17 protein-coding genes are annotated in these 26,330 nt (G+C 60.8%); 15 read left to right on the top strand and 2 right to left on the bottom strand.

Features of this window, described 5'->3' with window-relative positions; all coding sequences use genetic code 11:
* Positions 1 to 197: 197 nt before the first annotated feature.
* The 10 genes from AC1RBR_RS13710 (at position 198) to AC1RBR_RS13665 (ending at position 17,731) form a co-directional block, all read left to right on the top strand.
* Positions 198 to 1,664 carry a serralysin family metalloprotease gene (locus tag AC1RBR_RS13710; RefSeq protein WP_115984727.1) on the top strand — a complete coding sequence of 489 codons (1,467 nt, stop codon included), beginning with the start codon at positions 198 to 200 and terminating at the stop codon, positions 1,662 to 1,664.
* A 91-nt stretch (positions 1,665 to 1,755) separates the two neighbouring features.
* Entirely contained in the window at positions 1,756 to 2,178 is a 423-nt protein-coding gene (locus AC1RBR_RS13705; protein ID WP_492567238.1) for an AprI/Inh family metalloprotease inhibitor, read from the top strand.
* Positions 2,179 to 2,350: 172 nt separating this feature from the next.
* A complete protein-coding gene (locus tag AC1RBR_RS13700) occupies positions 2,351 to 4,126 on the top strand; it encodes a type I secretion system permease/ATPase (protein ID WP_492564952.1) in 1,776 nt (591 codons plus the stop codon).
* Positions 4,123 to 5,472 carry an HlyD family type I secretion periplasmic adaptor subunit gene (locus tag AC1RBR_RS13695; protein WP_095135966.1) on the top strand — a complete coding sequence of 450 codons (1,350 nt, stop codon included), beginning with the start codon at positions 4,123 to 4,125 and terminating at the stop codon, positions 5,470 to 5,472. The genes AC1RBR_RS13700 and AC1RBR_RS13695 overlap by 4 nt, the downstream gene beginning before the upstream one ends.
* A 2-nt stretch (positions 5,473 to 5,474) precedes the next feature.
* Positions 5,475 to 6,845, top strand: coding sequence for a TolC family outer membrane protein (locus AC1RBR_RS13690; protein ID WP_166495806.1), 1,371 nt, complete (start codon positions 5,475 to 5,477; stop codon positions 6,843 to 6,845).
* A gap of 189 nt (positions 6,846 to 7,034) precedes the next feature.
* Positions 7,035 to 9,986 carry an autotransporter serine peptidase EprS gene (eprS, locus tag AC1RBR_RS13685; RefSeq protein ID WP_492564950.1) on the top strand — a complete coding sequence of 984 codons (2,952 nt, stop codon included), beginning with the start codon at positions 7,035 to 7,037 and terminating at the stop codon, positions 9,984 to 9,986.
* Between the two features lie 231 nt (positions 9,987 to 10,217).
* The gene (locus AC1RBR_RS13680; protein WP_492564948.1) at positions 10,218 to 13,304 is read left to right on the top strand and encodes an autotransporter domain-containing protein; all 3,087 of its coding nucleotides are present in this window, start codon (positions 10,218 to 10,220) and stop codon (positions 13,302 to 13,304) included.
* A gap of 55 nt (positions 13,305 to 13,359) precedes the next feature.
* On the top strand, positions 13,360 to 15,048 hold the full coding sequence (locus AC1RBR_RS13675) for a polyurethane esterase (protein ID WP_492564947.1): 1,689 nt from the start codon (positions 13,360 to 13,362) through the stop codon (positions 15,046 to 15,048).
* A 216-nt stretch (positions 15,049 to 15,264) separates the two neighbouring features.
* Positions 15,265 to 17,118 carry a polyurethane esterase gene (locus AC1RBR_RS13670; RefSeq protein ID WP_492564945.1) on the top strand — a complete coding sequence of 618 codons (1,854 nt, stop codon included), beginning with the start codon at positions 15,265 to 15,267 and terminating at the stop codon, positions 17,116 to 17,118.
* Positions 17,119 to 17,356: 238 nt separating this feature from the next.
* A complete protein-coding gene (locus AC1RBR_RS13665; protein WP_095135954.1) occupies positions 17,357 to 17,731 on the top strand; it encodes a hypothetical protein in 375 nt (124 codons plus the stop codon).
* 121 nt (positions 17,732 to 17,852) lie between these two features.
* Here the strand turns inward: AC1RBR_RS13665 and AC1RBR_RS13660 are convergent, their stop codons facing one another.
* The gene (locus AC1RBR_RS13660; RefSeq protein ID WP_041064149.1) at positions 17,853 to 18,077 is read right to left on the bottom strand and encodes a YgdI/YgdR family lipoprotein; all 225 of its coding nucleotides are present in this window, start codon (positions 18,075 to 18,077) and stop codon (positions 17,853 to 17,855) included.
* A 205-nt stretch (positions 18,078 to 18,282) separates the two neighbouring features.
* On the opposite strand from AC1RBR_RS13660, the gene AC1RBR_RS13655 reads away from it, so the two are divergent.
* The 5 genes from AC1RBR_RS13655 to AC1RBR_RS13635 all read left to right on the top strand — a co-directional run bounded on the left by AC1RBR_RS13655 (position 18,283) and on the right by AC1RBR_RS13635 (position 25,934).
* Positions 18,283 to 19,935 (top strand): VRR-NUC domain-containing protein, encoded by a 1,653-nt coding sequence (locus tag AC1RBR_RS13655; RefSeq protein WP_492564943.1) that lies wholly within the window; start codon positions 18,283 to 18,285, stop codon positions 19,933 to 19,935.
* A complete protein-coding gene (locus tag AC1RBR_RS13650) occupies positions 19,932 to 22,217 on the top strand; it encodes an ATP-dependent DNA helicase (protein WP_492564941.1) in 2,286 nt (761 codons plus the stop codon). Before AC1RBR_RS13655 ends, AC1RBR_RS13650 begins: the two co-directional genes overlap by 4 nt.
* 185 nt (positions 22,218 to 22,402) lie before the next feature.
* Positions 22,403 to 23,311, top strand: coding sequence for a zeta toxin family protein (locus tag AC1RBR_RS13645; protein ID WP_027612793.1), 909 nt, complete (start codon positions 22,403 to 22,405; stop codon positions 23,309 to 23,311).
* A gap of 97 nt (positions 23,312 to 23,408) precedes the next feature.
* Positions 23,409 to 25,331: a hybrid sensor histidine kinase/response regulator gene (locus AC1RBR_RS13640; protein WP_492564939.1), complete on the top strand. Its 1,923-nt coding sequence runs from the start codon at positions 23,409 to 23,411 to the stop codon at positions 25,329 to 25,331.
* A gap of 66 nt (positions 25,332 to 25,397) precedes the next feature.
* The gene (locus AC1RBR_RS13635) at positions 25,398 to 25,934 is read left to right on the top strand and encodes a hypothetical protein (RefSeq protein WP_003224989.1); all 537 of its coding nucleotides are present in this window, start codon (positions 25,398 to 25,400) and stop codon (positions 25,932 to 25,934) included.
* 54 nt (positions 25,935 to 25,988) lie between these two features.
* Here the strand turns inward: AC1RBR_RS13635 and AC1RBR_RS13630 are convergent, their stop codons facing one another.
* A complete protein-coding gene (locus tag AC1RBR_RS13630; protein WP_007967009.1) occupies positions 25,989 to 26,285 on the bottom strand; it encodes a hypothetical protein in 297 nt (98 codons plus the stop codon).
* Positions 26,286 to 26,330: the final 45 nt, after the last annotated feature.

The following is a 26,330-nucleotide window of genomic DNA, read 5'->3' as shown; positions in this document are numbered from 1 at the left end:
AATCTCTCGACCTCACAGGCTTTGTTTACGGCAGTTTTACGCAACAGTGCAATTTGATCTCAAAAAAATGCTAGACGACAGATTTCAAATTGTGTCAGGTTTCTTACGCCTTCATTGGGCGAGTGATAGGACGATCTCGCCAGGGATCGTCGCTATCTGACAAAAACTGTTCCATTGCTAAACAAGGAAGTGTGTTTATGTCGAAAGTAAAAGCTAACGCTATTGATATCACTGCAGACACATTCGTGCCGGTAGGCGCAGTGCAGGCTCTGGCGGCAACCAGCTCCGCCTGGAACCAGATCAATAGCTTCAGCCACCAGTACGACCGTGGCGGCAACCTCACGGTCAATGGCAAACCCTCCTTTTCCGTCGACCAGGCCGCAACCCAGTTGCTGCGTGACGGCGCTGCCTATCAGGACAAGGATGGCAGCGGCAAGATCGAACTCACCTACACGTTCCTGACTTCGGTATCGTCCAGCACGATGAACAAGCACGGGATCACAGGGTTCAGTCAGTTCAGTAATCAACAGAAAACCCAGGCCGTGCTCGCCATGCAATCCTGGGCCGACGTGGCCAACGTCACCTTCACCGAGAAAGCCACCGGCGGTGACGGCCACATGACTTTCGCCAACTACAGCGGTGGCGTTGACGGCGCAGCAGCGTTCGCCTACCTGCCGGGTACCGGTCCGGGTTACGACGGCACTTCGTGGTACTTGATCAACAGCGGTTACACGCAGAACAAGACCCCGGATCTGAACAACTACGGTCGTCAGACCCTGACCCATGAAATCGGCCACACCCTTGGCCTGGCGCACCCGGGCGACTACAACGCCGGCAACGGCAACCCGACCTACAATGACGCCACCTACGGGCAAGACACCCGCGGCTACAGCGTCATGAGCTACTGGAGCGAAAGCAATACCAGCCAGAACTTCAGCAAGGGCGGTGTGGAAGCCTATTCCTCCGGCCCGCTGATGGACGACATTGCCGCGATCCAGAAACTCTACGGCGCCAACATGAATACCCGTACCGGTGACACCACCTACGGCTTCAACTCCAACGCCGGTCGCGATTTCCTCAGCGCCTCGTCGTCGAGCGACAAGCTGGTGTTCTCGGTGTGGGACGCGGGCGGCAAGGACACCTTCGACTTCTCGGGTTTCACCCAGAACCAGAAGATCAACCTCAATGAAGCTTCGTTCTCCGACGTTGGCGGCATGATCGGTAACGTGTCGATCGCCAAAGGCGTGACCATCGAGAATGCCATTGGCGGTTCGGGCAACGATCTGCTGATCGGCAACAGCGTAGCCAACGAGCTGAAAGGCGGTGCCGGTAACGACATCCTCTACGGCGCCGGTGGTGCGGACAAGCTGTGGGGCGGCGCAGGTTCGGACACTTTCGTGTTCGCAGCCAGTTCCGACTCCAAGCCGGGTGCGATTGATCAGATCCTCGATTTCGTCAGCGGTCTGGACAAAATCGATCTGACCGGTATCACCAAAGGCGCAGGCCTGCACTTCGTCAACAGCTTCACCGGTTCGGCCGGTGACGCGATCCTGACGTCGTCGGGCGGCAACAGCCTGTTGTCGGTGGATTTCTCCGGGCATGGCGTGGCGGACTTCCAGGTCAGCACCGTGGGCCAGGCCGCGACCAGCGACATCGTGGCGTGATGTAACGGGAAAGCGGCGCTCGATGCGCCGCTTTCTTTGCTTGCATCGTGTGGATTGCTGGGCAAGGCTAGGTGCCGGAGCGAATTTTCTGATGATCTGTAAAGTTTTTACCTACAAGGCAATGGCGTGGCTTTCGGCGGCGCTGATCATGATTTCTGGAGAAACAACCATGGCAAGCAGCCTCAGACTTGAAGATCCATCGGTTTTTGCCGGGCAATGGCAGGCGACGTTGAGCGCTGAAAATGACGCGCCCGAAGCGCAAAAGCTGCAGGATAAACCGTCGAACACCTGTGCCCTCGAACTGCAAGCCAACCAGACCGTCGGCAAGGGCGCCGAATGCCTTGGCGCATGGCTGAACGAGTCGCCCATCGGCTGGTTTCCGGAACCCGACGGAATTTCGATCACCGGCACGGAAGGTTCAAGAATCGTGTTTTTCAGCCGACAACGTGACGGGCTTTATTCCAGCACTTTGAAGTCAGGCCTGATTGTTACACTCGAACGCGCGACGAAATAAACGCTCAACTAATCCAGATTGAATATATGGCAGTGCTTGAACGTTATAAGTGATCGTTGCAGTTGTTGTTGAATTGTAAGCGGGTACTTGCAAAACATCTTTCGCAGGTAGGCGGAACATTAATTGAGCGCTCGCCGAAGTCTGGCGGGATCTATCATTTCAGGAAGAATCAATGAAGATGGCGAAGGCCCCAGCCACCGCTCCCTTGTTCAAGGCTTTGGGTGACTATAAAAGCATTCTGATCAGCGTCGGGTGCTTTACCGCACTGATTAACGTGCTGATGCTGGTGCCCTCCATTTATATGCTGCAGGTCTACGACCGCGTACTGTCTTCGCAGAACGAAACGACGCTGGCGATGCTGTCGTTGATGGTGGTCGGCTTCTTTGCCTTCATCGGCATGCTGGAAGTGATCCGCAGCTTCATCGTGATCCGCATCGGCAGCCAGTTGGAGCGCCGCTTCAACCTGCGGGTGTATCAGGCGGCGTTCGAACGCAACCTGTTCAAGGGCGAGGGCAACGCCGGGCAATCGCTGGGCGACCTGACCCACATTCGCCAATTCGTCACCGGGCCGGCCCTGTTCGCGTTTTTCGATGCGCCGTGGTTCCCGGTCTATCTGTTTGTCATCTACCTGTTCAACGTCTGGCTGGGCGTGCTCGCCACCGCCGGTGCGCTGCTGCTGATTGCGCTGGCCTGCCTCAATGAATACATGACCAAAAAACCGCTGGGCGAAGCCGCCGGTTACTCGCAGAAATCCAGCCAACTGGCGACCAGTCACCTGCACAACGCCGAAACCATTCAGGCCATGGGCATGCTCGGCGCGCTGCGCAAGCGCTGGTTCGGTGTGCACTCGCGGTTCCTCGGCCTGCAGAATCAGGCCAGCGACACCGGTGCGGTGATCAGCTCGATCAGTAAAACCCTGCGTCTTTGCCTGCAATCGCTGGTTCTGGGCCTCGGTGCGTTGCTGGTGATCAAGGGCGACATGACCGCCGGGATGATGATTGCCGGTTCGATCCTGATGGGCCGCGTGCTGAGCCCGATCGACCAGTTGATCGCCGTGTGGAAACAGTGGAGCGGGGCGAAGCTGGCCTACCGTCGTCTGGACTCCTTGCTGCAGGCTTTCCCACCGAGTGACGACGCCATGGCGCTGCCGGCGCCGAAAGGCCAGATCACTTTCGAGCAAGTCAGTGCCGGCCCTCCGGGGCAGCGCGCGGCAACCTTGCAGATGATCAATTTCAATCTGGGCGCCGGAGAAGTGCTCGGCGTGCTCGGTGCCTCCGGTTCCGGCAAGTCAACCCTGGCCCGTGTGCTGGTCGGCGTGTGGCCGACACTCGGCGGCACGGTGCGCCTGGACGGTGCGGACATCCATCGCTGGAACCGCGACGAACTCGGCCCGTACATAGGCTATCTGCCACAAGACATAGAACTGTTCAGCGGCAGCATCGCCGAGAACATCGCCCGCTTCAACGAAGCCAACCCGGAAAAAGTCGTGGCCGCCGCGCAACAGGCCGGCGTGCACGAAATGATCCTGCGCCTGCCGCAAGGCTACGACACGCAACTGGGCGAGGACGGCAGTGGCCTGTCCGGCGGTCAGAAGCAGCGTGTGGCCCTGGCCCGTGCGATGTATGGCGATCCGAGCCTGGTGGTGCTGGATGAGCCGAATTCCAACCTCGACACGGTCGGTGAAGCCGCGCTGGCCAGCGCCATCGCCCAGCTCAAGGCCAAGGGCACCACGGTGGTGCTGGTGACGCATCGCTCTTCGGTACTGGCTCAGGCGGACAAACTGCTGGTACTCAACGATGGCCGCTTGCAGGCGTTCGGCGCCAGCCAGGAAGTCCTCAAGGCGCTGTCCGGCGCCCAGGAACAACAACGGGAAAAATCTGCGCAGGCACCGGGCGGGCTCAGCATGAGCCGGCAGTACCAGCCCACGACAAGGAATTCGGGTGTATGAGCAGCGCCAGCATGAACACTGAAAACGAAGCGAGCATGGAACACGCGTACGTCACCGAGCGCCCGGAGCGCGATGCGAAATTCTTCGCGCGCATGGGCTGGATTCTGGCCATCGTCGGCGCTGGCAGTTTTTTCACCTGGGCCGCACTGGCGCCGCTGGATCAAGGGATCCCGGTGCAGGGCACCGTGGTGGTCTCGGGCAAGCGCAAGGCTGTGCAGTCGATGAGCAGCGGCGTGGTCAGCCGGATCCTGGTGCGCGAAGGCGAGATCGTCAAACAGGGCCAGCCGCTGTTCCGTCTCGATCAGACCCAGGTGGCCGCCGACGTGCAGTCGTTGCAGGCGCAATACCGCATGGCCTGGGCCAGCCTCGCACGCTGGCAGGCCGAGCGTGACAACCGCAAAGAGATCACTTTTCCCGCCGAGCTGAGCAACGACCCGGATCCGCGTCTGGCGCTGGTGCTGGAAGGTCAGCGTCAACTGTTCAGCAGCCGCCGCGAAGCGTTCTACCGCGAGCAGGCCGGGCTGCGCGCCAGCATCGAAGGTGCCACCGCGCAATTGGCGGGCATGCGCCGCGCCCGTACCGACCTCAATGCCCAGGCCGATTCACTGCAACAGCAACTGAGCAACCTGCAGCCGCTGGCGGACAACGGCTACATCCCGCGCAACCGTTTGATGGAGTACCAGCGGCAGCTGTCGCAAGTGCAGCAGCAACTGGCGGAAAACACCGGTGAAAGCGGCCGGGTGGAGCAGGGCATCCTCGAATCTCGTTTGAAACTGCAACAGCATGGCGAGGAATACCAGAAGGAAGTGCGCACGCAACTGGCCGACGCGCAGCTCAAAAGCGTGACCCTGTCCGAGCAACTGACCTCGGCCGGTTTCGACCTGCAGCACAGCGAGATTCTGGCTACCGCCGACGGCGTGGCGGTCAACCTTGGCGTGCATACCGAAGGCGCCGTGGTGCGTCAGGGCGAAACCCTGCTGGAGATCGTCCCGCAAGGCACCACCCTGGAAGTCGAGGGGCACTTGCCGATCAACCTGATCGACAAGGTCGGCACGCATCTGCCGGTCGATATCCTGTTCACCGCGTTCAACCAGAGCAAGACCCCGCGTGTACCGGGTGAGGTCAGCCTGATTTCCGCCGACCAGATGGTCGATGAGAAAACCGGCGTGCCGTACTACGTGTTGCGCAGCAGCGTCAGTGATCAGGCGATGGAGAAACTCCAGGGCCTGGTGATCAAACCCGGTATGCCGGCGGAAATGTTCGTGCGCACGGGCGAACGCTCACTGCTCAACTACCTGTTCAAACCATTGCTCGATCGCGCTGGATCTGCGTTGACTGAAGAATAAGGATGTTCGGCTGTATGAATAAGCTTTCGATGTTGGGAGCAGCGTTCGCGCTGCTCGCAGGAAACAGCGCGCTGGCGGCCATGGGGCCATTCGAAGTCTACGAACAGGCATTGCGCAACGACCCGGTGTTCCTCGGCGCGATCAAGGAGCGCGACGCAGGCCTGGAAAACCGCATCATCGGCCGTGCCGGGCTGTTGCCAAGACTGGGTTACAACTACAACCGCGGTCACAACACCTCCAAGGCCACGCAACTGACCAATCGCGGCAACCTGACCGAAGATCGCAACTACAACAGTTACGGCTCGACCCTGACCTTGCAGCAACCGTTGCTCGACTACGAAGCCTACGCGGCGTATCGCAAAGGCGTGGCTCAGTCGCTGTTTGCCGACGAGGCGTTTCGCGGCAAGAGTCAGGAGTTGTTGGTGCGGGTGCTCGATAACTACACCAAGGCCTTGTTCGCCCAGGATCAGATCGACATCGCCCAGGCCAAAAAGAAGGCTTACGAACAGCAGTTCCAGCAGAACGAGCACATGTTCAAGCAGGGCGAGGGCACGCGCACCGACATTCTGGAAGCCGAGTCGCGCTATGAGCTGGCGACCGCCGAAGAGATCGAGGCACGCAATGAGCAGGACGCCGCGCTGCGTGAACTGGGGGCGCTGGTCGGCGTGCAGACGGTGGATATCAGCGAGCTGGCGCCACTGGATCAGAATTTCCAGACCTTCGCCCTGATGCCGGCCAACTACGACACCTGGCACGAGCTGGCGATCAGCAACAACCCCAACCTGGCGTCGCAGCGCCAGGCGGTGGAAGTGGCCAAGTATGAAGTCGAGCGCAACCGCGCCGGGCACCTGCCGAAAGTCAGTGCCTATGCGTCGATCCGCAAGACTGAATCGGACAGCGGCAACACCTATAACCAGCGCTATGACACCAACACCATCGGCTTTGAAGTCAACGTGCCGCTGTATGCCGGTGGCGGGGTATCGGCCTCAACCCGTCAGGCCAGCCGCACCATGGAGCAGGCGGAATACGAACTGGATGGCAAGACCCGCGAAACCTTGATCGAACTGCGCCGCCAGTTCAGCGCCTGCCTGTCGGGGGTCAACAAACTGCGCGCCTACCAGAAGGCGCTGGCTTCGGCTGAAGCGCTGGTGGTGTCGACCAAGCAAAGCATTCTCGGCGGCGAGCGGACTAACCTCGATGCGCTGAACGCCGAACAGCAACTGTTTACCACCCGCCGCGATCTGGCTCAGGCGCGCTACGACTATTTGATGGCCTGGACCAAGCTGCATTACTACGCGGGGACGTTGAACGAACAGGATCTGGCGCGGGTGGATGAGGCGTTCGGACAAGGTCCGAAAAGCAACTCGCGTTAATGCTTGGCAGCGAACCTGTGGCGAGGGAGCTTGCTCCCGCTTGAGTGCGTAGCGCTCACCAGATTTGAGCTGCTGCGCAGCCAGCGGGAGCAAGCTCCCTCGCCACAAATAGACTCGCTCGATAGTTCAAGAAGTGCTCGCCCTGCGAAACGGGTCATAACAAAAACATAAGAAAAGTGAGTGGTGAACATGGAAGTACGCATCAAGCCGGCAGCGGTCGGCAGCCTGTTGCTCGCAGTTTCCATCGCGCAAGCCAATGCGCAGTACCTTGAAACCGGCAAGCCCGGCGATCCGGCCAGTTGGCGCAGCGCCGAATTCCAGCGCGACTGGGGCTTGGCGCGGATGCAGGCCGATCAGGCTTACGCCGCCGGGATCACCGGTAAAGGCGTGAAAATCGGCGCCCTCGATTCCGGTTTCGACGCCGCCCATCCCGAGTTCGCCAGCGAGCGCTATCAGCCGGTGCTGGCCTCCGGCAGTTACGTCGACGGCTCGCTGTTCAACGTCAACGGCACGCTCAATCCCAACAACGATTCCCACGGCACTCACGTGGTCGGCACCATGGGCGCAAGCCGTGACGGCAATGGCATGCACGGCGTGGCGTACAACGCGCAGATCTACGTCGGCAACACCAACAACAACGACAGTTTTCTGTTCGGCCCGAAACCCGATCCGCGTTATTTCAAAGCGGTATACGACGCTCTGGCCGATGCCGGTGTGCGCGCGATCAACAACAGTTGGGGCAGCCAGCCGCCGGATGTCAGCTACCGCACTCTGGCCGATCTGCACGCCGCGTACGCTCAGCACTGGAATCAGGGCACCTGGCTCGACGCGGCGGCGGATGTCTCGCGCCGTGGCGTGATCAACGTGTTCAGCGCCGGCAACAGCGGCTACCCGAACGCCAGCGTGCGCTCGGCGCTGCCGTACTTTCAGCCGGATCTGGAGGGTCATTGGCTGGCAGTTTCCGGGCTGGATCAGAGCAATCAGCAGAAGTACAACCAGTGCGGCATCGCCAAATACTGGTGCATCACCACGCCGGGGGCGAAGATCGACAGCACCATTCCGGACGGCGGGTACGCGATCAAGTCCGGTACCTCGATGGCCGCGCCGCACGCCACCGGGGCCCTGGCACTGGTGATGGAACGCTATCCGTACATGAATAATCAGCAGGCGCTGGAAGTGCTGCTGACCACCGCCACGCAACTCGACGGCTCGGTTACCGATGCGCCGACCGAACGGGTCGGCTGGGGCGTGGCCAACCTCAATCGGGCGATGCGCGGGCCGGGGCAGTTGCTTGGCGCGTTCGATGCCAACCTGGCGGCCGGGCAAAGCGATGTGTGGAGCAATGACATCTCCGACAAGGCATTGATTCAGCGCCAGCGCGAAGACCTCGCCGAACACAGCGCCTGGCAGCAAACCCTGCAGGACAAGGGCTGGCAGAACGGTATTCCGGCCGGCGCCAGTCAGCAGGATCAGACTGACTACGCGGTGGGCATGGCGCGTGATGCCGCAGCGGCGACGCGGGTCTATCAGGGCAGCCTGATCAAGTCCGGGGCAGGGCGCTTGCTGCTGACCGGCGACAACACTTTCCGTGGCCCGACCACGGTCAATGGCGGCTTGTTGAGCGTCAACGGCTCGCTGGCCTCGGCGGTGACCGTCAACGACAGCGGCACTCTGGGTGGTTCCGGGCGCATCGGCGCGCTGATCGCCAACAGCGGCGGCCGGGTGGCGCCGGGCAACTCCATCGGCACCTTAAGCGTGGCCGGTGACGTGACCTTCGCCCCAGGCTCGACCTACGCGGTCGAGCTGTCGCCAACCAGCAGCGACCGCATCGTCGCTGGCGGCAGCGCGAGCATCAGCGGTGCCACGGTCAGCCTGTCGCTGGAAAACAGTCCGACCCTGCTCAGCACCACTGAAACCCGCAGCCTGCTCGGCCATTCGTACGACATTTTGCAAGCGGCCGGTGGTGTTCAGGGCCAGTTCGGCGCGGTGCTGCCAGATTACCTGTTCATCGGCGCCAACCTCGACTACACGGGCAACGCCATTCAGCTCGACATTCAGCGCAACGCCACCTCGTTCGCCAGCGTCGGGCAGACCCCGAATCAGCGTGCGGTGGCGGCCGCCGTCGAAGGCCTCGGCGCCGGCAATTCGGTGTACGAAAGCCTGCTGCTGTCGGCGTCTGCTGCATCGGCGCAGCAAGCCTTCCAGCAATTGAGCGGCGAAATCTACCCGGCGCTCGGCTCGATGCTGATCAATGACAGCCGCCAGTTGCGCGACGCGGTCGGCGAACGTCTGCACGATGCCAACGCCACGCAAAGCAATGGTTGGATCAAGGCCATCGGCGCCTGGGGTTCGACCGACTCCGGTAACGACACTTCGCGCTACAGCACCTCAATCGGTGGTCTCCTCGCCGGTGTTGACGGCGCGCTGGACGAGCAGACGCGCATCGGTCTGGTCACCGGTTACAGCGACAGCTCGCTGAACATGGGCTCGGACACGCACTCGTCGGCCAAGGTCGACAGCTATCACCTCGGCGCTTACGCCGGTCATGACATCGGCGCCTGGCGCCTGAGCACCGGCGCGGCCTACAGCTGGCATCGCGCCGATGTGAAGCGCGATCTGCAATACGGCGACGTCAGCGCCAAACAGAAAGCCAAGGTCGATGCGGCCACCACGCAGGTTTTCGGTGAGGCGGCTTACCGGCTGAACCTGCAACCGTTGGCGCTGGAGCCGTTCGCCAACCTCGCTTACGTGCATCTGGATACCGAAGGCTTCACCGAGAAGGGCGACGCGGCGGCACTGAAAAGCTCGGGCGATCAGCGCGACGCAGTGCTCAGCACCCTCGGTGTACGGGCGGTCAAGCGCTTCAATTTGTCGGCGCAACAGGCACTGGACGTCAGCGGCCACCTCGGCTGGCAGCACAGCCTGAGCGACATCGACGCCGAACAGCATCTGCGCTTTGCCAGCGGCAGCGCGCCGTACACGGTCGAGAGTTCGGCACTGGTGCGTGATGCGGCGCTGGTTGGCGTGCAAGCCAGCCTGGCATTGAGCAAGGACGTGCGGGTCAACCTCGATTACAACGGGCAACTGGCCAACCGCGAGAAGAGCCACGGCGTGGGGCTGAGCCTGAACTGGCAGTTCTGACGGAGGGCGTAAGCGTCCCCCTGTAGGCGCTGTGGGCACGTACCTGTGGCGAGGGAGCTTGCTCCCGCTCGGCTGCGCAGCAGTCGTAAATCCGCCCAGCAGGGTTCGACTGGAAGAACGCAGAGGGCCGCTTCGCGCCCCAGCGGGAGCAAGCTCCCTCGCCACATGAAGCAGCATTCATGAGATTGGAATAGACGGTTTTTTCGCAACAACACTAAGGAAGGTCGCTGGATGAATAACAACAAAACCCCCGCGCAAACGGGCGGTCGCTTCGCCATGAAAACCCTCAATTGCGCCGTACTCTGCGCACTGGCCACTTGGGGCACCGCGCACGCGGCGCCTTATGTGGAAAGCGGCCGCAGCGGCGATCCCGCCAGTTGGCGCAGTGCCGAATTCAAGGCTGACTGGGGCCTGGGCGCCATTGGCGCGGATCACGCCTACGCCGCCGGTTACACCGGTAAAGGCGTGAAACTGGGGATCTTCGACCAGCCGGTGTACGCCGCGCACCCGGAGTTTTCCGGCACCAACAAAGTCGTCACCCTGGTCACCAGCGGGATCCGCGAATACACCGACCCGTATATCCCGGTCAAAGCCGGCGATGCGTTCCGTTATGACGGTTCGCCCTCGGTCGGTTCCGACGGCAAGCTCGGCGCCCACGGCACCCACGTCGGTGGCATCGCTGCCGGTAGCCGTGACGGCGGGCCGATGCATGGCGTGGCGTTCGGTGCGCAGATCATCAGCGCCGACAACGGCGACCCGGGCCCGGAAGACGGCATCGTCCGTGGCAACGATGGTGCGGTGTACAAGGCCGGTTGGGATGCGCTGATCGCCAGTGGCGCGCGGATCATCAACAACAGCTGGGGCATCGGCATCACCGACCGTTTCGACCTCGGTGGGCGCGATCCGGCGTATCCGCACTTCACCGTCAACGACGCGCAAGTGCAGTTCAACGAGATCCGCACACTGCTCGGCACCAAGCCCGGCGGAGCCTACGACGGTGCGATTGCCGCCGCCCGCAGCGGTATCGTGACAATCTTCGCTGCCGGTAACGATTACAACCTGAACAACCCGGACGCCATCGCCGGCCTCGGCTACTTCGTGCCGGACATCGCGCCGAACTGGATCACCGTCGCCGCGTTGCAGCAGAACCCGGATCAGGCCAGCGCCAACCCGTACATCATGAGTACGTTCTCCTCGCGCTGCGGCTACACCGCGAGTCTCTGCGTCTCGGCGCCGGGCACGAAAATCTTCAGCTCGATTATCGAAGGTACCAATGCCGATAACCTGACCACCGGCTACAAAAACTACAACGGCACCTCGATGGCCGCACCACATGTGGCCGGCTCGATGGCGGTACTGATGGAGCGCTTCCCGTACATGACGGGCGATCAGGTCGCCACGGTACTGCGTACCACCGCCACCGACCTCGGCGCACCGGGTATCGACGCCTTGTACGGCTGGGGCATGATCAACCTGCGCAAGGGCATTGATGGCCCGTCGATGTTCGTCACCGAGCAGGACATCCCGGAAGAATTCCGCATTCAGGGGGCCTACGGTTCCGGGCAGTTCGTCGCGGACCTGCCGGGCATCGGCGCGATCCTCGACAAGGGCAAACCCACCGAGCGCGTGTGCAACGACATCACCTGCGGCCTCGATACCTGGCGCAACGACATTTCCGGTCACGGCGGCCTGACCAAGCAGGGCATCGGCACACTGGTGCTGACCGGCAACAACACCTATAGCGGCCCGACCCTGGTCAATCAGGGGCGTCTGGCGATCAATGGCTCGCTGGCTTCGGCAGTCACGGTCAACGACAGCGGCATCCTCGGCGGTAACGGCCGCATCGGCGCGCTGACTGCGAAAAGCGGTGGTACCGTCGCGCCGGGCAACTCGATCGGCACGCTGAACGTGGCCGGTGATGTGACCTTCGAGCGCGGTTCGACCTACGCGGTAGAGGTCTCACCGACCAGCAGCGACCAGATCGTTGCCGGTGGCAAAGCCGTGATCGATGGCGCCACGGTCAGTCTGTCGCTGGAAAACAGCCCGACCCTGCTCAGCACCACCGAAGTGCAGAGCCTGCTGGGTTCGCAGTTCAACATCCTGCAAGCGGCCGGCGGCATTCAAGGCCAGTTCGGGCAAGTGCTGCCGAACTACGCGTTTCTCGGCGGCACCCTGGCGTACTCGGCAAGCGGAGTACAACTGGACGTCGGGCGCAACGGCGCGTCGTTCGCCAGTGTCGGTCTGACGCCGAACCAGCGTGCGGTTGGTGCGGCTGCCGAAGGGCTGGGCGCGGGCAATGCGCTGTTCGAAACCTTGCTGTTGTCGCCGAACGCGGCGTCGGCGCAACAAGCCTTCCAGCAACTGTCCGGGGAGATTCACCCGGCCATAAGTACGATGCTGATCAACGACAGCCGCTACCTGCGTGAGGCAGTGGGCGAGCGTCTGCGCGAGCGTGACCTGTTCAATGCCGACGCACCGACTGACGATCGCAGCAATGCCTGGGTCAAGGTGCTGGGGTCGTGGGGCAAAAGCGATGGCGGCCACGAAAACGCCGACTCCAACAGCTCCATCGGCGGCCTGCTGGCCGGTGTCGACGGTCTGATCGCTGAAGATACCCGTCTGGGTTTCGTTACCGGTTATAGCGACAGTTCGTTGAACATGGGCGGCGGTACGCATTCTTCGGCCTCGGTCGACAGCTACCATTTGGGCGCGTACCTCGGGCATCAGGTCGATGCGCTGCGTCTGACCGCCGGTGCCGCTTACAGCTGGCATCGCGTGGACGTGAAGCGTGATCTGCAGTTCGCGGGCGTCAATGGCAAAGAGAAAACCAAGCACGATGCGGCGACCACTCAGGTGTTCACCGAAGCGGCTTACGATCTGCGTCTGCAACCGATGAACCTGGAGCCGTTCGCCAATCTGTCGTACGTGCACTTGAACACCGAGAGCTTCACCGAAAAGGGTGATGCTGCGGCGCTCAAGAGCGGCGAAGACAACCGCGATGTGGTGCTGTCGACCCTTGGCGTGCGCGCCAAGCGCAGCTTCGCGCTGTCGGACAAACATCAGCTGGAACTGGGCGCGACCCTCGGCTGGCAGCACAACCTGAGCAATGTCGATGCTGACAGCCACCTGGCCTTCGCCAATGGCAACAGCGCGTTCACCGTACAGAGTGTGTCGATGGATCGTGATGCAGCCGTGGTCGGCGTGCGCGCCGGGCTGGCGCTCAATCGCGATGTCCGGGTCAACCTGGATTACAACGGACTGATCGGTAACAACGAGAAAGACCACGGTGTGGGTCTGACCCTCGACTGGCAGTTCTAAAAGCGTGCCGGCAGTCCTCGCGGGCTGCCGGTTTTGAAGGAAGAGAGAGCACAACATGGGATTGTTCGATTATAAAAATGCCGACGGCAAAGCGTTGTACAGCGATGCCATCGCACTGACGCTGTATGCCTACACGCCAACCGGCCAGCCGTTGCCGGCCACCGCCTGGAAACCGCTCAGCGCGACGGCACTGGGTTATCAGGGCAAGGTCGGCGCGCAAGGTACGTTCTTCGGCGAGAAGGATGGCTTCACCAGCGCCGAGGCCGAAGTGCTCGGCAAGTACGACGCCGGCGGCAAGCTGATCGGCCTCGGCGTGGCCTTTCGCGGCACCGGCGGGCTGGGTTACAGCGATACTTTCGGCGACATGAAGAACAATCTGCTCGCCGCCATCGGGCCATCGGATTACGCGAGCAACTACGCGAAAAACGCCTTCGACAACCTGCTCAAGGCTGTCGCTGCATTCGCCATGGCCAACGGCATCGCCGCCAAGGACGTGTTGTTCAGCGGCCATAGCCTTGGTGGCCTTGGGGTCAACAGCGTGGCCGAGTTGAGCGGCAGTAATTGGAACGGGTTCTTCAAGGACGCCAACTACATCGCGTTCGCCTCGCCGACCCAGAGCAGCACCGGCAACAACGTGCTGAACATCGGTTACGAAAACGATCCGGTGTTCCGCGCGCTGGACGGCACCACGTTCAGCAGCGGGTCGCTGGGCAAGCACGACGGGCCGCATGAGTCGACCACCGACAACATCGTCAACTTCACCGACAACTATGCGTCCACCGCGCAGAACCTGGTGCCGTTCAGCATCGCCAATCCGCTGAACTGGTCGGCCCACAGCTCGCTCGGGTATGCCGATGGCTTGAACCGGGTGATCGACTCGAAGTTCTACCACCTGACGCACAAGGACTCGACCCTCATCGTTTCCAACCTTGAGGAATCGTCCCGGGGCAAGACCTGGGTCGAGGACCTGGGGCGCAGCGGCGAGCCGCACACCGGCAGCACCTTCATCATCGGCACCAACAGCAACGACTGGCTCAAGGGCGGGGCGGGTAACGACTTCCTCGAAGGCCTGGGCGGCGATGACCGGTTCCGCGATGACGGTGGTTTCAACATCCTCCTCGGTGGTCAGGGCCACAACACCTTCGAGCTGCAGAAACCGCTGCAGAACTTCAGCTTCGCCAACGACGGTGACGGCACGCTGTACGTGCGCGATGCCTACGGCGGCATCAGCATGACCCGCGACATCGGCGCGCTGGTGAGCAAGGAGTCGGGGTCGTGGTGGGGCAGCAAGGAAATCACCTGGGGCGTTACGGCCAAGGGTTTGACCAATGGCAGCGAACTGACCCAGTACACCCATTCGCTCAACGGCGATGCCTACGGCAATGCGCTGCACGCGACTGCCGACGGTGACTGGCTGTTCGGTCTGGGTGGAGATGACCAGTTGATCAGCGACAAGGGCCATGTGACTTTTGTCGGCGGCGCCGGCAATGACGTGATGACGGCGGTGGCTGGCAACAATACCTTCCTGTTCAGCGGCGCGTTCGGTTTCGACGCGATCAATGGCTATCAGGGCAGCGACAAACTGGTGTTCATGGGCGTCGAAGGCGCGGGGCAGGGCTACGACTACAAGCAGCATGCTGCACAGTCGGGGGCTGATACCGTGCTGAAGATTGGCGACTATGCCGTGACCCTGGTCGGGGTGGGAGTGGCTAACCTGTCGGACTCGGCGTTCGTTTTCGCCTAGCTCCTCGTTAATACAATCCCTGTAGGAGTGAGCCTGCTCGCGATCGCGGTGAGTCAGTCTCCATCCATGTTGCCTGACACGGTCTCATCGCGAGCAGGCTCACTCCTACAGTTAAAAGCAATGCAAGTAGTACTGAAATGCTCCGGGGCGTGCCCGTGAGGGGCGCCCTGGCTGTGAGCTATCTCTGACAATTCCAACAAAAGAGAGGCAATAGCAATGGGTGTGTATGACTACAAGAACTTCGGCACAGCCGATTCCAAGGCGCTGTTCAGCGATGCCATGGCGATCACGCTGTATTCCTATCACAACCTCGATAACGGTTTTGCCGCCGGTTATCAGCACAACGGTTTCGGTCTCGGCCTGCCGGCCACGTTGGTCACCGCGCTGCTCGGCGGTACTGATTCGCAAGGGGTGATTCCCGGGATTCCGTGGAACCCCGACTCGGAAAAACTCGCCCTCGACGCGGTGAAAAAGGCTGGCTGGACACCAATCACCGCCTCGCAACTGGGCTACGACGGCAAGACCGATGCCCGAGGGACTTTCTTCGGCGAGAAGGCCGGTTACACCACCGCTCAGGTGGAAATCCTCGGCAAGTACGACGCCCAGGGCCATCTCACCGAAATCGGTATCGCCTTTCGCGGCACCAGCGGCCCTCGGGAAAACCTGATCATCGACTCCATCGGCGACGTGATCAACGATCTGCTGGCAGCCTTCGGCCCCAAAGACTACGCCAAGAATTACGTCGGCGAAGCGTTCGGCAATCTGCTCAACGATGTAGTGGCGTTCGCCAAGGCCAACGGCCTCACCGGCAAGGATGTGCTGGTCAGTGGCCACAGTCTCGGTGGGCTGGCGGTCAACAGCATGGCCGATCTGAGCGGTGGCAAGTGGGGCGGATTCTTCGCCGATTCCAACTACATCGCCTACGCCTCGCCGACCCAGAGCAGCACCGACAAAGTGCTCAACGTCGGTTACGAAAACGATCCGGTGTTCCGCGCCCTCGACGGTTCGACCTTTACCGGCGCCTCGGTCGGCGTGCACGACGCACCCAAGGAGTCGGCCACCGACAACATCGTCAGCTTCAACGATCACTACGCCTCGACCGCGTGGAATCTGCTGCCGTTTTCCATCCTCAACATACCGACCTGGATCTCGCACCTGCCGACCGCTTACGGCGACGGCATGAACCGCATCATCGAGTCGAAGTTCTACGACCTGACCAGCAAGGACTCGACGATCATCGTCGCCAACCTGTCGGATCCGGCGCGGGCCAACACCTGGGTGCAGGACCTCAACCGCAACGCCGAAACCCACAAGGGCAGCACGTTCATCATCGGCAGCGACAGCAACGACCTGATCCAGGGCGGCAGCGGCAACGACTATCTGGAAGGTCGCGCCGGCAACGACACGTTCCGTGACGGTGGCGGCTACAACGTGATTCTCGGTGGCGCCGGCAACAACACCCTCGACTTGCAGAAATCGGTGAACACTTTCGACTTCGCCAACGACGGCGCCGGCAACCTGTACGTGCGCGATGCCAACGGCGGGATCAGCATCACCCGCGACATCGGCAGCATCGTCACCAAGGAGCCGGGTTTTCTCTGGGGGCTGTTCAAGGACGACGTGACCCACAGCGTCACAGCCAGCGGCTTGAAGGTCGGCAGCAACGTCACGCAGTATGAGTCCAGCGTCAAAGGCACCAGCGGCGCCGACACGCTCAAGGCAAACGCCAGCGGTGACTGGTTGTTTGGTCTGGATGGCAACGATCATTTGATTGGCGGCGTCGGCAACGATGTGTTTGTCGGTGGCGCCGGCAATGACCTGATGGAGTCCGGGGGCGGGGCGGATACGTTCCTGTTCAACGGCGCGTTCGGTCAGGATCGGGTGGTCGGTTTTACCTCCAACGACAAACTGGTGTTCCTTGGCGTGCAGGGTGTATTGCCCAATGATGACTTCCGCGCGCATGCCTCGATGGTGGGGCAGGACACGGTGCTGAAGTTTGGTGGTGATTCGGTGACGCTGGTTGGGGTGGCGCTGAATAGCCTCAGTGCCGATGGAATTGTGATCGCCTGATGCATCCGTAACCTGTGGCGAGGGAGCTTGCTCCCGCTGGGTCGCGAAGCGGCCCTGAAGATTTTGTGAGCGCTACGCGCTCAAGCGGGAGCAAGCTCCCTCGCCACAACCTGGTATCAAAAGTGACTCAGCAGCCACACCCTGACTCAAAAGCTCTGCAAACAGCAGAAGCGGCCTAAAGCCAGCACGTGCACACACGTTCTATAGCCAGCCGCCATTGAGTACAGGAGATGCACACGTGAAAAGGTTCAAGGGGTATGTCGGGATTGTCGGACTGGCGCTGTTATCGGCCAATGCCTGGGCCGATCTGCCTCAAACCTCGATTCTGAGCCGCTACGGCATCAGCAGTGACCAATTGCCGAAACCGGCGAAGACCGAAGCAGCCGAGCCGGTCGAAGAGAAAAGCCTGTTTCAGATCCAGCCCGAACAGCCGTTCGTGACGTTTCGGCGGGGTGACGACAAACAGGCGCAAGCCACCGGTAACCTGAGCATCGACCGCATGACTCAGCAGGATCTGGAGCGCTGCCGGCGACTGCAAGCCGAGCTGGCGCGGCGGGGCGAGCATTATTTCAGCTGTGACAACAGCATTGTGGGTTTGCCTGCTTTCGAATAACCCAGGCGGATAACACTTCCCCTGTAGGAGCTGCCGCAGGCTGCGATCTTTTGATTTTGATCTTGAAAAACAAAGTCAAAAGATCGCAGCCTTCGGCAGCTCCTACAGGGTTATCGGGGTGTCAGTCTTCCTTGCGTACGGTCGCGACTTCGTCAGAGCGGACCTTCACCTTGGTCCCGGAAATATCCTCGAACTCGTAGAACCCGTCCTTGTTCTTGGTTTTCGGCATGTCCTTGGTCAAATACTGAGTGCCGTTCTGCAAGGTCACCACCGTCGGTGTCGAGCAGCCGCCCAATGCCAGGAAGGCTGCTACCGCCAGGGGAAGACCCAGAGTCTTGATGTTCATACCCACCTCAAATACCTCATTCCATATCAATTGACCGTATCCGGTCTCTAACGCGGTTGGTGCCGTCGAACCGGGAAAAGTTCGATGGCACCCTGAAAAAATCCCGATTGCCGCTGCCACTGATCTTTTTCCGTTTGCAGGAGACAGGGCAGAGCTGGTATCTGTACGCATAACCAGTATTCGCTCGCCATGGCCCTGAATTCCCGTGACTGCCAACCCGCTCGACGATCCGTTTTATTACCTCAACAACTTCCGGCAAGTGCTTGATTGGCTTGAGCTTCGCTATGCCGATGTGATGAGCGAATCCGAGCACGGCTTTATCCGCCACTTCAAGGCCTTGCCACGCACTTCGCAGGGTTTGCTGGTGCGCATGATAATGCGCAAGGGCGTGCATTTCCGCCTCGGCAAACTCAATTACCCGGAAATCGGGGACATCAGCGCTGCCGCGCAGCCGTTGCTCAGTCACGGCTGGCTCGACGATCAGGCTCTGTTGAGCGTGCCCGAAGTGTTCGACGTGTTGCTCAAGGCTGAACTGCTGCAGGCGTTCGGCAGCTTTATCGAGCACCCCAAGGGCCGCAAGGACGACTGGCTGCCGGTGCTCGCCGAGCAATTCAGCGAGTCGCGCAGCCTCTGTGATTGGGCGCCGACGCTCGGCGACTGCTTGCTCAGCCTGACCATCATGGACCTGTGCGACCGCCTGCGTCTGATGTTCTTCGGCAACCTGTATCAGGACTGGTCGGAATTCGTCCTCGCCGACCTCGGGATCTTTACCTACGAAAAAGTCGAGTTCTGCGCTGACTCCCGTGGCCTGCGCAGCCGTGAAGACGTTGACGCCTGTCTGTTCCTGCATCAGTGCCAGCAACGCTTCGAGGCCGGTGAGCCGTTGGAGATCATCGTCGAGCAGGTCAGCGCGTTGCGTTTCGACAACCCGTGGCTGCAACGGCGGCGCGGCAAGGTGCTGTTCCAGATCGGCCAGTATTGCGAGCGCATCGCCGAGTTTGCCCTGGCCCTGAGTATTTACCGCAACTGTGCCTACCCCGGTGCCCGTCAGCGAATGATTCGCGTGCTGGAGCGCTGCGGCGAATACGCACTGGCGCTGGAGCTCGCCAGCCTCGCCGAACAGGCGCCGGAAAGCGCCGCCGAACAGCAGAGCCTGCAACGGATGCTGCCACGGCTGCGACGCAAACTCGGCGGGCCACCGCTCAAACGGGCAACGCCACGCCCGGTCGAGCGCCTTGATCTGCAACTGCCGCGCACTGATCCGGGATTGTCGGTGGAGTTCTACGTGCAGGCGCATCTGCACGAAGACAGCGGCCCGGTGCATTACGTCGAGAACAGCCTGATCAACTCGCTGTTCGGCCTGTTGTGCTGGCCGGCGATTTTTGCGCCGTTGCCGGGGGCGTTCTTTCATCCGTTCCAGCGCGGGCCGGTGGACCTGCTCAACGAAGACTTTCAGCAACGCCGGGCCGAACTGTTCCAGGCCTGTCTCGACCAACTCGACGACGGCCGTTACACCGAGACCATTCGTGAGCGCTTCACCGCCAAATGGGGCGTGCAGTCACCGTTCGTGTTCTGGGGCGCGTTGAACGAGCAATTGCTGGAACAGGCGTTGGCGTGCTTGCCGGCCGAACACCTCAAGCACTGGTTCAATCGGCTGCTGCTCGACATCAAGGCCAACCGCGCCGGTATGCCCGATCTGATCCAGTTCTGGCCGCAGCACAAGACCTACCGGATGATCGAAGTCAAAGGCCCCGGTGACCGCTTGCAGGACAACCAGCTGCGCTGGCTGGAGTTCTGCCACCAACACCAGATGCCGGTCGCCGTGTGCTACGTGCAATGGGCGGAGCAGAGCGCTTGAGCTACAGCATTGCGGTGCGTGCGCTGTGCGAGTTCACCGCCAAGACCGGCGACCTCGACCTGCGGTTTACCCCATCGCCGACAGCCCTCGAAGGTATGCTCGGTCACCGCACTGTGGCCTCGCGGCGCAGCGACAAATACCAGAGCGAAGTGGCACTGGAAGGCGAGTTTCTGCAATTGAAAGTCAGGGGCAGGGCGGACGGCTACGACCCGGCGCAGAACTGTCTGGAAGAAGTCAAAACCTATCGCGGTGACCTGAGCAAGCAACCGGCCAACCATCGGCAGCTGCATTGGGCGCAGGCGAAGATCTACGGCTGGCTGATGTGCCGCAAGCTTGAACTTGAGCAGATCAATCTGGCACTGGTGTATTTCGACATCGTCAGCGAAAAGGAAACCTGTCTGGTCGAGTCCTTCAATGCACCCGCCTTGCAGGCCTTTTTCGAACAACAATGCCGGTTGTTCCTGGACTGGGCCGAGCAGGAAATGGCCCACCGCGAGGCGCGCAATCTGGCCGCGCAGCAATTGAGCTTTCCCCACGCCGACTTTCGCCCCGGCCAACGGCATCTGGCCGAATCGGTGTTCAAAGCGGTCAGCACCGGTCGCTGCCTGATGGCCCAGGCGCCCACCGGGATCGGTAAGACCCTCGGCACGCTGTTCCCGATGCTCAAGGCTTTGGCGCCGCAGCAACTGGACAAGGTGTTCTTCCTGACCGCCAAGACCCCGGGGCGCAAGCTGGCGCTGGATGCCAGTCAGGTGCTATTCGATCAATCGCAAAACCTGCCGCTGCGGGTGCTGGAGATGGTCGCCCGCGACAAGGCCTGCGAACACCCGGACAAAGCCTGTCACGGTGAATCCTGCCCGTTGGCCCAGGGCTTCTATGATCGCCTGCCCGCCGCCCGCCAAGCGGCCAGCCGGATCAATCTGCTCGATCAAGCGGCGATGCGCGAAGAGGCCCGTCAGCACACGGTGTGCCCGTATTACTTGAGCCAGGAAATGGCCCGCTGGGCCGACGTGGTGGTGGCGGACTACAACTATTACTTCGATTTCAGCGCGCTGCTGTTCGGTCTGGCCCAGCTCAATCAGTGGAAAGTCGCGGTGCTGGCCGATGAAGCGCACAACCTGGTCGAACGTGGGCGCTCGATGTACAGCGCCAGTCTCGATCAGGCCGCGCTGGCCAGTGTGCGCAAGACTGCGCCCGAAGTGCTGAAAAAATCCCTGCAACGGGTCAACCGTGAGTGGAACGCGCTGCATCAGCCGCAACTGGCACCATATCAAGCCTACGACAAGGCCCCGGAGAAACTGCTGCAAGCGGTGTCCCTGTGCAGCGCGGCGATTGGTGATTACCTCAACGACCATCCGCAGGGACTCGACAGCGCACTGCAAACCTTCTACTTCGACATGCTGCAGTTCGGCCGGGTGGCGGAGTTGTTCGACGAGCATTACCTGTTCGACATCAGCAAGCGCGACCTTGAGCGCAAGCGGCCGCTGTCGCAGTTGTGCCTGCGCAACGTGGTGCCGGCGGCGTTCATCGGCCCGCGCCTGAAAGCGGCGCGCAGCAGCGTGTTGTTCTCGGCGACGCTGAGCCCGCGACGCTATTACGCCGATCTGCTCGGCACGCCCGCCGACACGGTATGCATAGACGTCGAATCACCCTTCAGCGCCGAACAGTTGCAGGTGCAGATCGTCAGCCGCATTTCGACGCGCTTCAATCATCGGCAGGCGTCGCTGGAACCGATCGTCGAGCTGATCGCCCGCCAGTTCAGCGAGCGCCCGGGCAATTACCTGGCGTTCTTCAGCAGCTTCGATTACCTGCAACAAGTGCTGACGCTGCTCGCCGAACGCCATCCGCAGATCAATCTGTGGCAGCAATCCCGGGGCATGGCCGAAGGGCAACGGCAGGCCTTTCTCGACCAGTTCACCGCCGACAGCCAGGGCATCGGCTTCGCCGTGTTGGGCGGTGCGTTCGGCGAGGGCATCGACCTGCCCGGAGCACGGCTGATCGGCGCGTTCATTGCGACCCTGGGGCTGGCCCAGCTCAACCCGGTCAACGAGCAGTTGAAACGGCGCATGGCGGCGATTTTCGGCGCCGGCTACGACTACACCTATCTGTATCCGGGTGTGCAGAAAGTGGTGCAGGCTGCCGGGCGAGTGATCCGCACCCGCGAGGATCGTGGCGTGGTGATGCTGATCGATGACCGCTTCGCCGAACCGCGTATTCAGCAACTGTTGCCGCGCTGGTGGTCGCTCAATGCGGGCGAAAACGTCCCGATTTCGGCAGGGTGAAGCGGCATTTTTCTGTCCGTCAGGCGCTCACCAGACGTCAGCGTTTGCTGTTCTGGTGTAGGAAAATATCCTTTAAAAAACAGCGACATATTCTGTCTTGAAGTGCTTTTTGCATATCGTCTGCAATCAGGCTTTATTGAGAGGGCAGAGTATCTGCCATCGACACTTGATAAGGACATCAAGACATGAACGCGACTACCGCTTATACCTACACCGCCGCCGACATCAACACAGCCTTCAACAAAATCAGCGCCACTCTGTTCGCCGGGAAAACCGCCGAAACCATTCCCCGGATGCTGATTACCGCAGGTGTACAAGCGTCAGGCAAAACCTATCTTTTGGAGAAAAGCCTGCTGACTTCGGGTCGATACGATAACTATGTGCGCCTGTACAAACCCGAGTATCGCGAAGAGCATCCGCAATACAGGCAAATGGTCGAGCTCGGCAAACTGCACGCCTATGAACACACCGAAGCCTTTGTGAGAGCAGTGTGTGCGAGGATTTTCGAGGAAGCATTCCGGCGCAAACTCGACATCATCATGGAGTGCGCCTTCGATAGCATCGATTTTGCTGCGCTGCCAACGGCGGCTGCGACCAACGGCTACCAGCTGGAAATCCATATTGTTGCCTGTGGTCATGCCTTCGCCTTTCTGTCTAACGTCAAACGCGGGTTGAGAAGCCTGGAAAAATCGGAGCTGGAACGGTTTGTCAGGTCCTCTGATCTGAAAACCAGTTTGAACAACTCGCACGCAGTGATCTTTCAACTTGAATCCGCTGCAAAAACCGTCGAGGGTTCGCAGATATTCCTTTACGAGCGTGGGCTGGGCGTCTTGAAAGACAGGGCGTTGCGCGGGCACAGTACCTGTAAGCGGAACACGCAAGGCACGCTGGAGTTGACATCGACCGGACAAGGGTACGACTACGCCAGCTACGAAAGCATTGCGAGCAACACCATCAATAGCCTTGCCGAGCGCGACGAGATGATCAAGGAGTGTCATCTGGCCCTGCAAAAAACCGCTCAGTACGCCGACCAGATCCCGGCATTTGTTTACAACGCTTTGTACTCACGCATTATCAAATACGCCAATCGTTGAGCATCATTGCGGTGGCGGTAATTAGAAGCGCGTTTGCACCTTCCCATGGCGCCGGATTGCCGCATACTTGTGCTAATGAAAACCAGCGGTGAACCTGATGAGTGACAACCCGAGCAAAACTGCCGCGATCGAGGAGATGCGTTTCCGTCTGCTGATCGATGCGGTGGTCGATTATGCGATTTACATGATCGATCCAGACGGCATCATCACCAGCTGGAACTCCGGCGCGAAACGCTTCAAGGGCTACGAAGAGGCGGAGATTCTCGGCGAGCATTTCTCGCGTTTCTATACCGCCGATGATCGTGTGGCGGGCCTGCCGCAACGCGCGCTCGACACGGCTCTGCGCGAAGGACGCTTCGAAGGCGAGGGCTGGCGGGTGCGCAAGGATGGCACCAGCTTCTGGTGTCACGTGGTCATCGATCCGATCATCGATCCCAACGGCAAACTGCTCGGCTACGCCAAGATCACCCGCGACCTCACTGATCGCAAGATGGCCGAGGAAACCCTCAAGCAAAGCGAGCAACAGTTTCGCCTGCTGGTGCAGGGGGTCACCGATTATGCGATCTACATGCTCAGCCCCGAAGGTCGCGTGAGCAACTGGAATCAGGGCGCCCAACGGATCAAGGGGTACCAGCCGGAAGAAATCATCGGCCAGCATTTTTCGGTTTTCTACACCCCCGAAGACCGTCTGGCCGGCGAACCGCAACGGGCGCTGGAGATTGCCACCCGCGAGGGCCGTTTCGAGAACAAAAGCTGGCGCATGCGCAAGGATGGCACGCGGTTTCTGGCCCACGTGGTGGTCGATGCCATTCGCGGCGAAACCGGTACGCTGCTCGGGTTTGCCAAGATCACCCGCGATGTCACCGAAGCCCATGAGTCGCAAGTGGCGCTGGAAAAAACCCGTGAAGCGCTGTTCCAGGCGCAGAAGATGCAGGCCATCGGTCAGCTCAGCGGCGGCATCGCCCATGACTTCAACAATCTGCTGACGGTGATTCTGGGTAATCTGGAGATTCTGCAAAAGCGCATCGGTGACGATCCGAAAAACAGTCGTCTGCTGGAAAACGCCACGCAGGGTGCATTGCGTGGCGTATCGCTGACCCAACGCATGCTGGCCTTCGCTCGCCGTCAGGAACTCAAGACCGAGCCGGTCGATATCCCGCAACTGGTGCAAGGTATCAGCGGGCTGCTGCGCAGCTCGATAGGCCCCGGGATCCGCATCGAGACGCGCTTTCCCGAGGATCTGCAACCGGTGCTGGCCGACAGCAACCAACTGGAGCTGGCGCTGCTCAATCTGGCGACCAACGCCCGCGACGCCATGGTCGACGGTGGCAGCCTGTGCATTACCGCGCAGCCGGAAGTCGTGCTTGAGCAAAGCCATTCGTCAATGGCGGCGGGGCGCTATGTGTGCCTGAGCGTGATCGACACGGGTGAAGGCATGGACGAAACCACGCTGGGTTCGGCAAGGGATCCGTTTTTCACCACCAAGGGCGTGGGCAAGGGCACCGGCCTGGGATTGTCGATGGTGCATGGCTTTATCGAGCAACTGGGTGGCCGTTTCATTCTCAAGAGCGAAAAAGGCCATGGCACCCGCGCTGAAATGTGGATACCGGTGGCGCTGGCCGGGGAGACAGCTAAATACCTCTACCCGGCGGTCAAACCGGTGTTGGTGCCACGCCTTAGCGTGCTGGTGGTAGATGACGATTCGCTGGTGCTGACCAGCACCACGCTGCTGCTCGAAGACCTTGGTCATCGGGTGATCAGCGCGACATCCGGTGCCAGGGCGCTGACGTTGTTTGAGCAGGGTGAAGTGATTGATCTGATGATCACCGATATGGCCATGCCGCAGATGAGCGGCGCACAACTGGCGCATGCGGTGCGTCTGCTCAAGCCGGATCTGCCGATCATTCTGGCCACTGGTTACGCTGAACGCCTGGAAGGCTTTGCCGCGCAATTGCCGCGTTTGCCCAAGCCGTTCACCCAGCTCAACCTGGTGGAAATCATCGCGCAGTCGATGAAGTGAATCCGCCTGAACTTGTCCGTGGCGAGGGCCTTCTAAAAGGTTTCCCTGCCACGGAGTGCGCGTCCCTTGCCTCGCATACTGACCCAGCCCACCGCTGAAGAACACTTGACCGAACATGACGCCAAGATGTTCGGCTCACCCAAGGAACGGCTGGATTTCTATCGCAAGGAAATCCAGTACGAAACCAGCATCCTCGCCAATCGCACCGATGCCTATCTGGCGGCGCAGTCGTTTCTGGTGATTGCCTTTGCTTCGTGCATGGCCAACCTCAACCCTGAGTGGGGCAAGCTGTTCACGCTGGTGGTGCCGCCGTTTCTCGCACTGCTTGGGCTACTCAGTTCGCTCAACGCCTGGCCGGGGATTCGTGCGGCGTACGACATCATCGATCACTGGCACTACAAGCAGAGCGAGTTGTTGCGCAGCGAGCCGATCATGGGCATGGCTTACGACGAGTCGCCGCTGTTCAGCGAGATGGAGTCGAGCCACAAGGGCTATCGCAAGTCGCTGTTGTTTTCGGTGCGCACGCCCTGGATTTTCGCTACGTTCTGGATCCTGCTCGGGGCTTACGCGGTGTTCATTCAGGTAACCAATCCCGGGGGCTGAACGCCGCCCAAAGAAAAAGCCCGGACATCGCTGCCGGGCTTTTTCTTGCGCGCTTTATTCGACGGTTTCAAGCTGCCGACGCAGTTCCTGAGAATGATGCGGCGACATCGGAATCGGCGGGAAGTCTTCGTTGAGGACACACAGGTGATCGATGGCTTCCTCGAACTTCGCATCGGCTTTGCGGCGCAGTGCTCGATAGTGCTCAAACTGTTCGAGGTCCAGATTGTCCGCTTCCAGCAGCTCGTAAGCCGCTCGGTTGAGGGCGTGGGCGTCTTCGAACAATTGACGATTGCGTTCCAGGGCCAAAGCCCTGCAAGCCTTGATTTGTGCAGGAGTCGAGCATTCTTTCATGACCGTGACCTTGTTATCCAAAGATTCCTTTTCATGGGCTGCAAG

It is taken from the genome of Pseudomonas sp. GW823-FHT01D03, from assembly GCF_058798255.1.
Note: the sequence above shows the minus strand (reverse complement) of the source record. Positions and strands in the feature narration are given on the sequence as shown.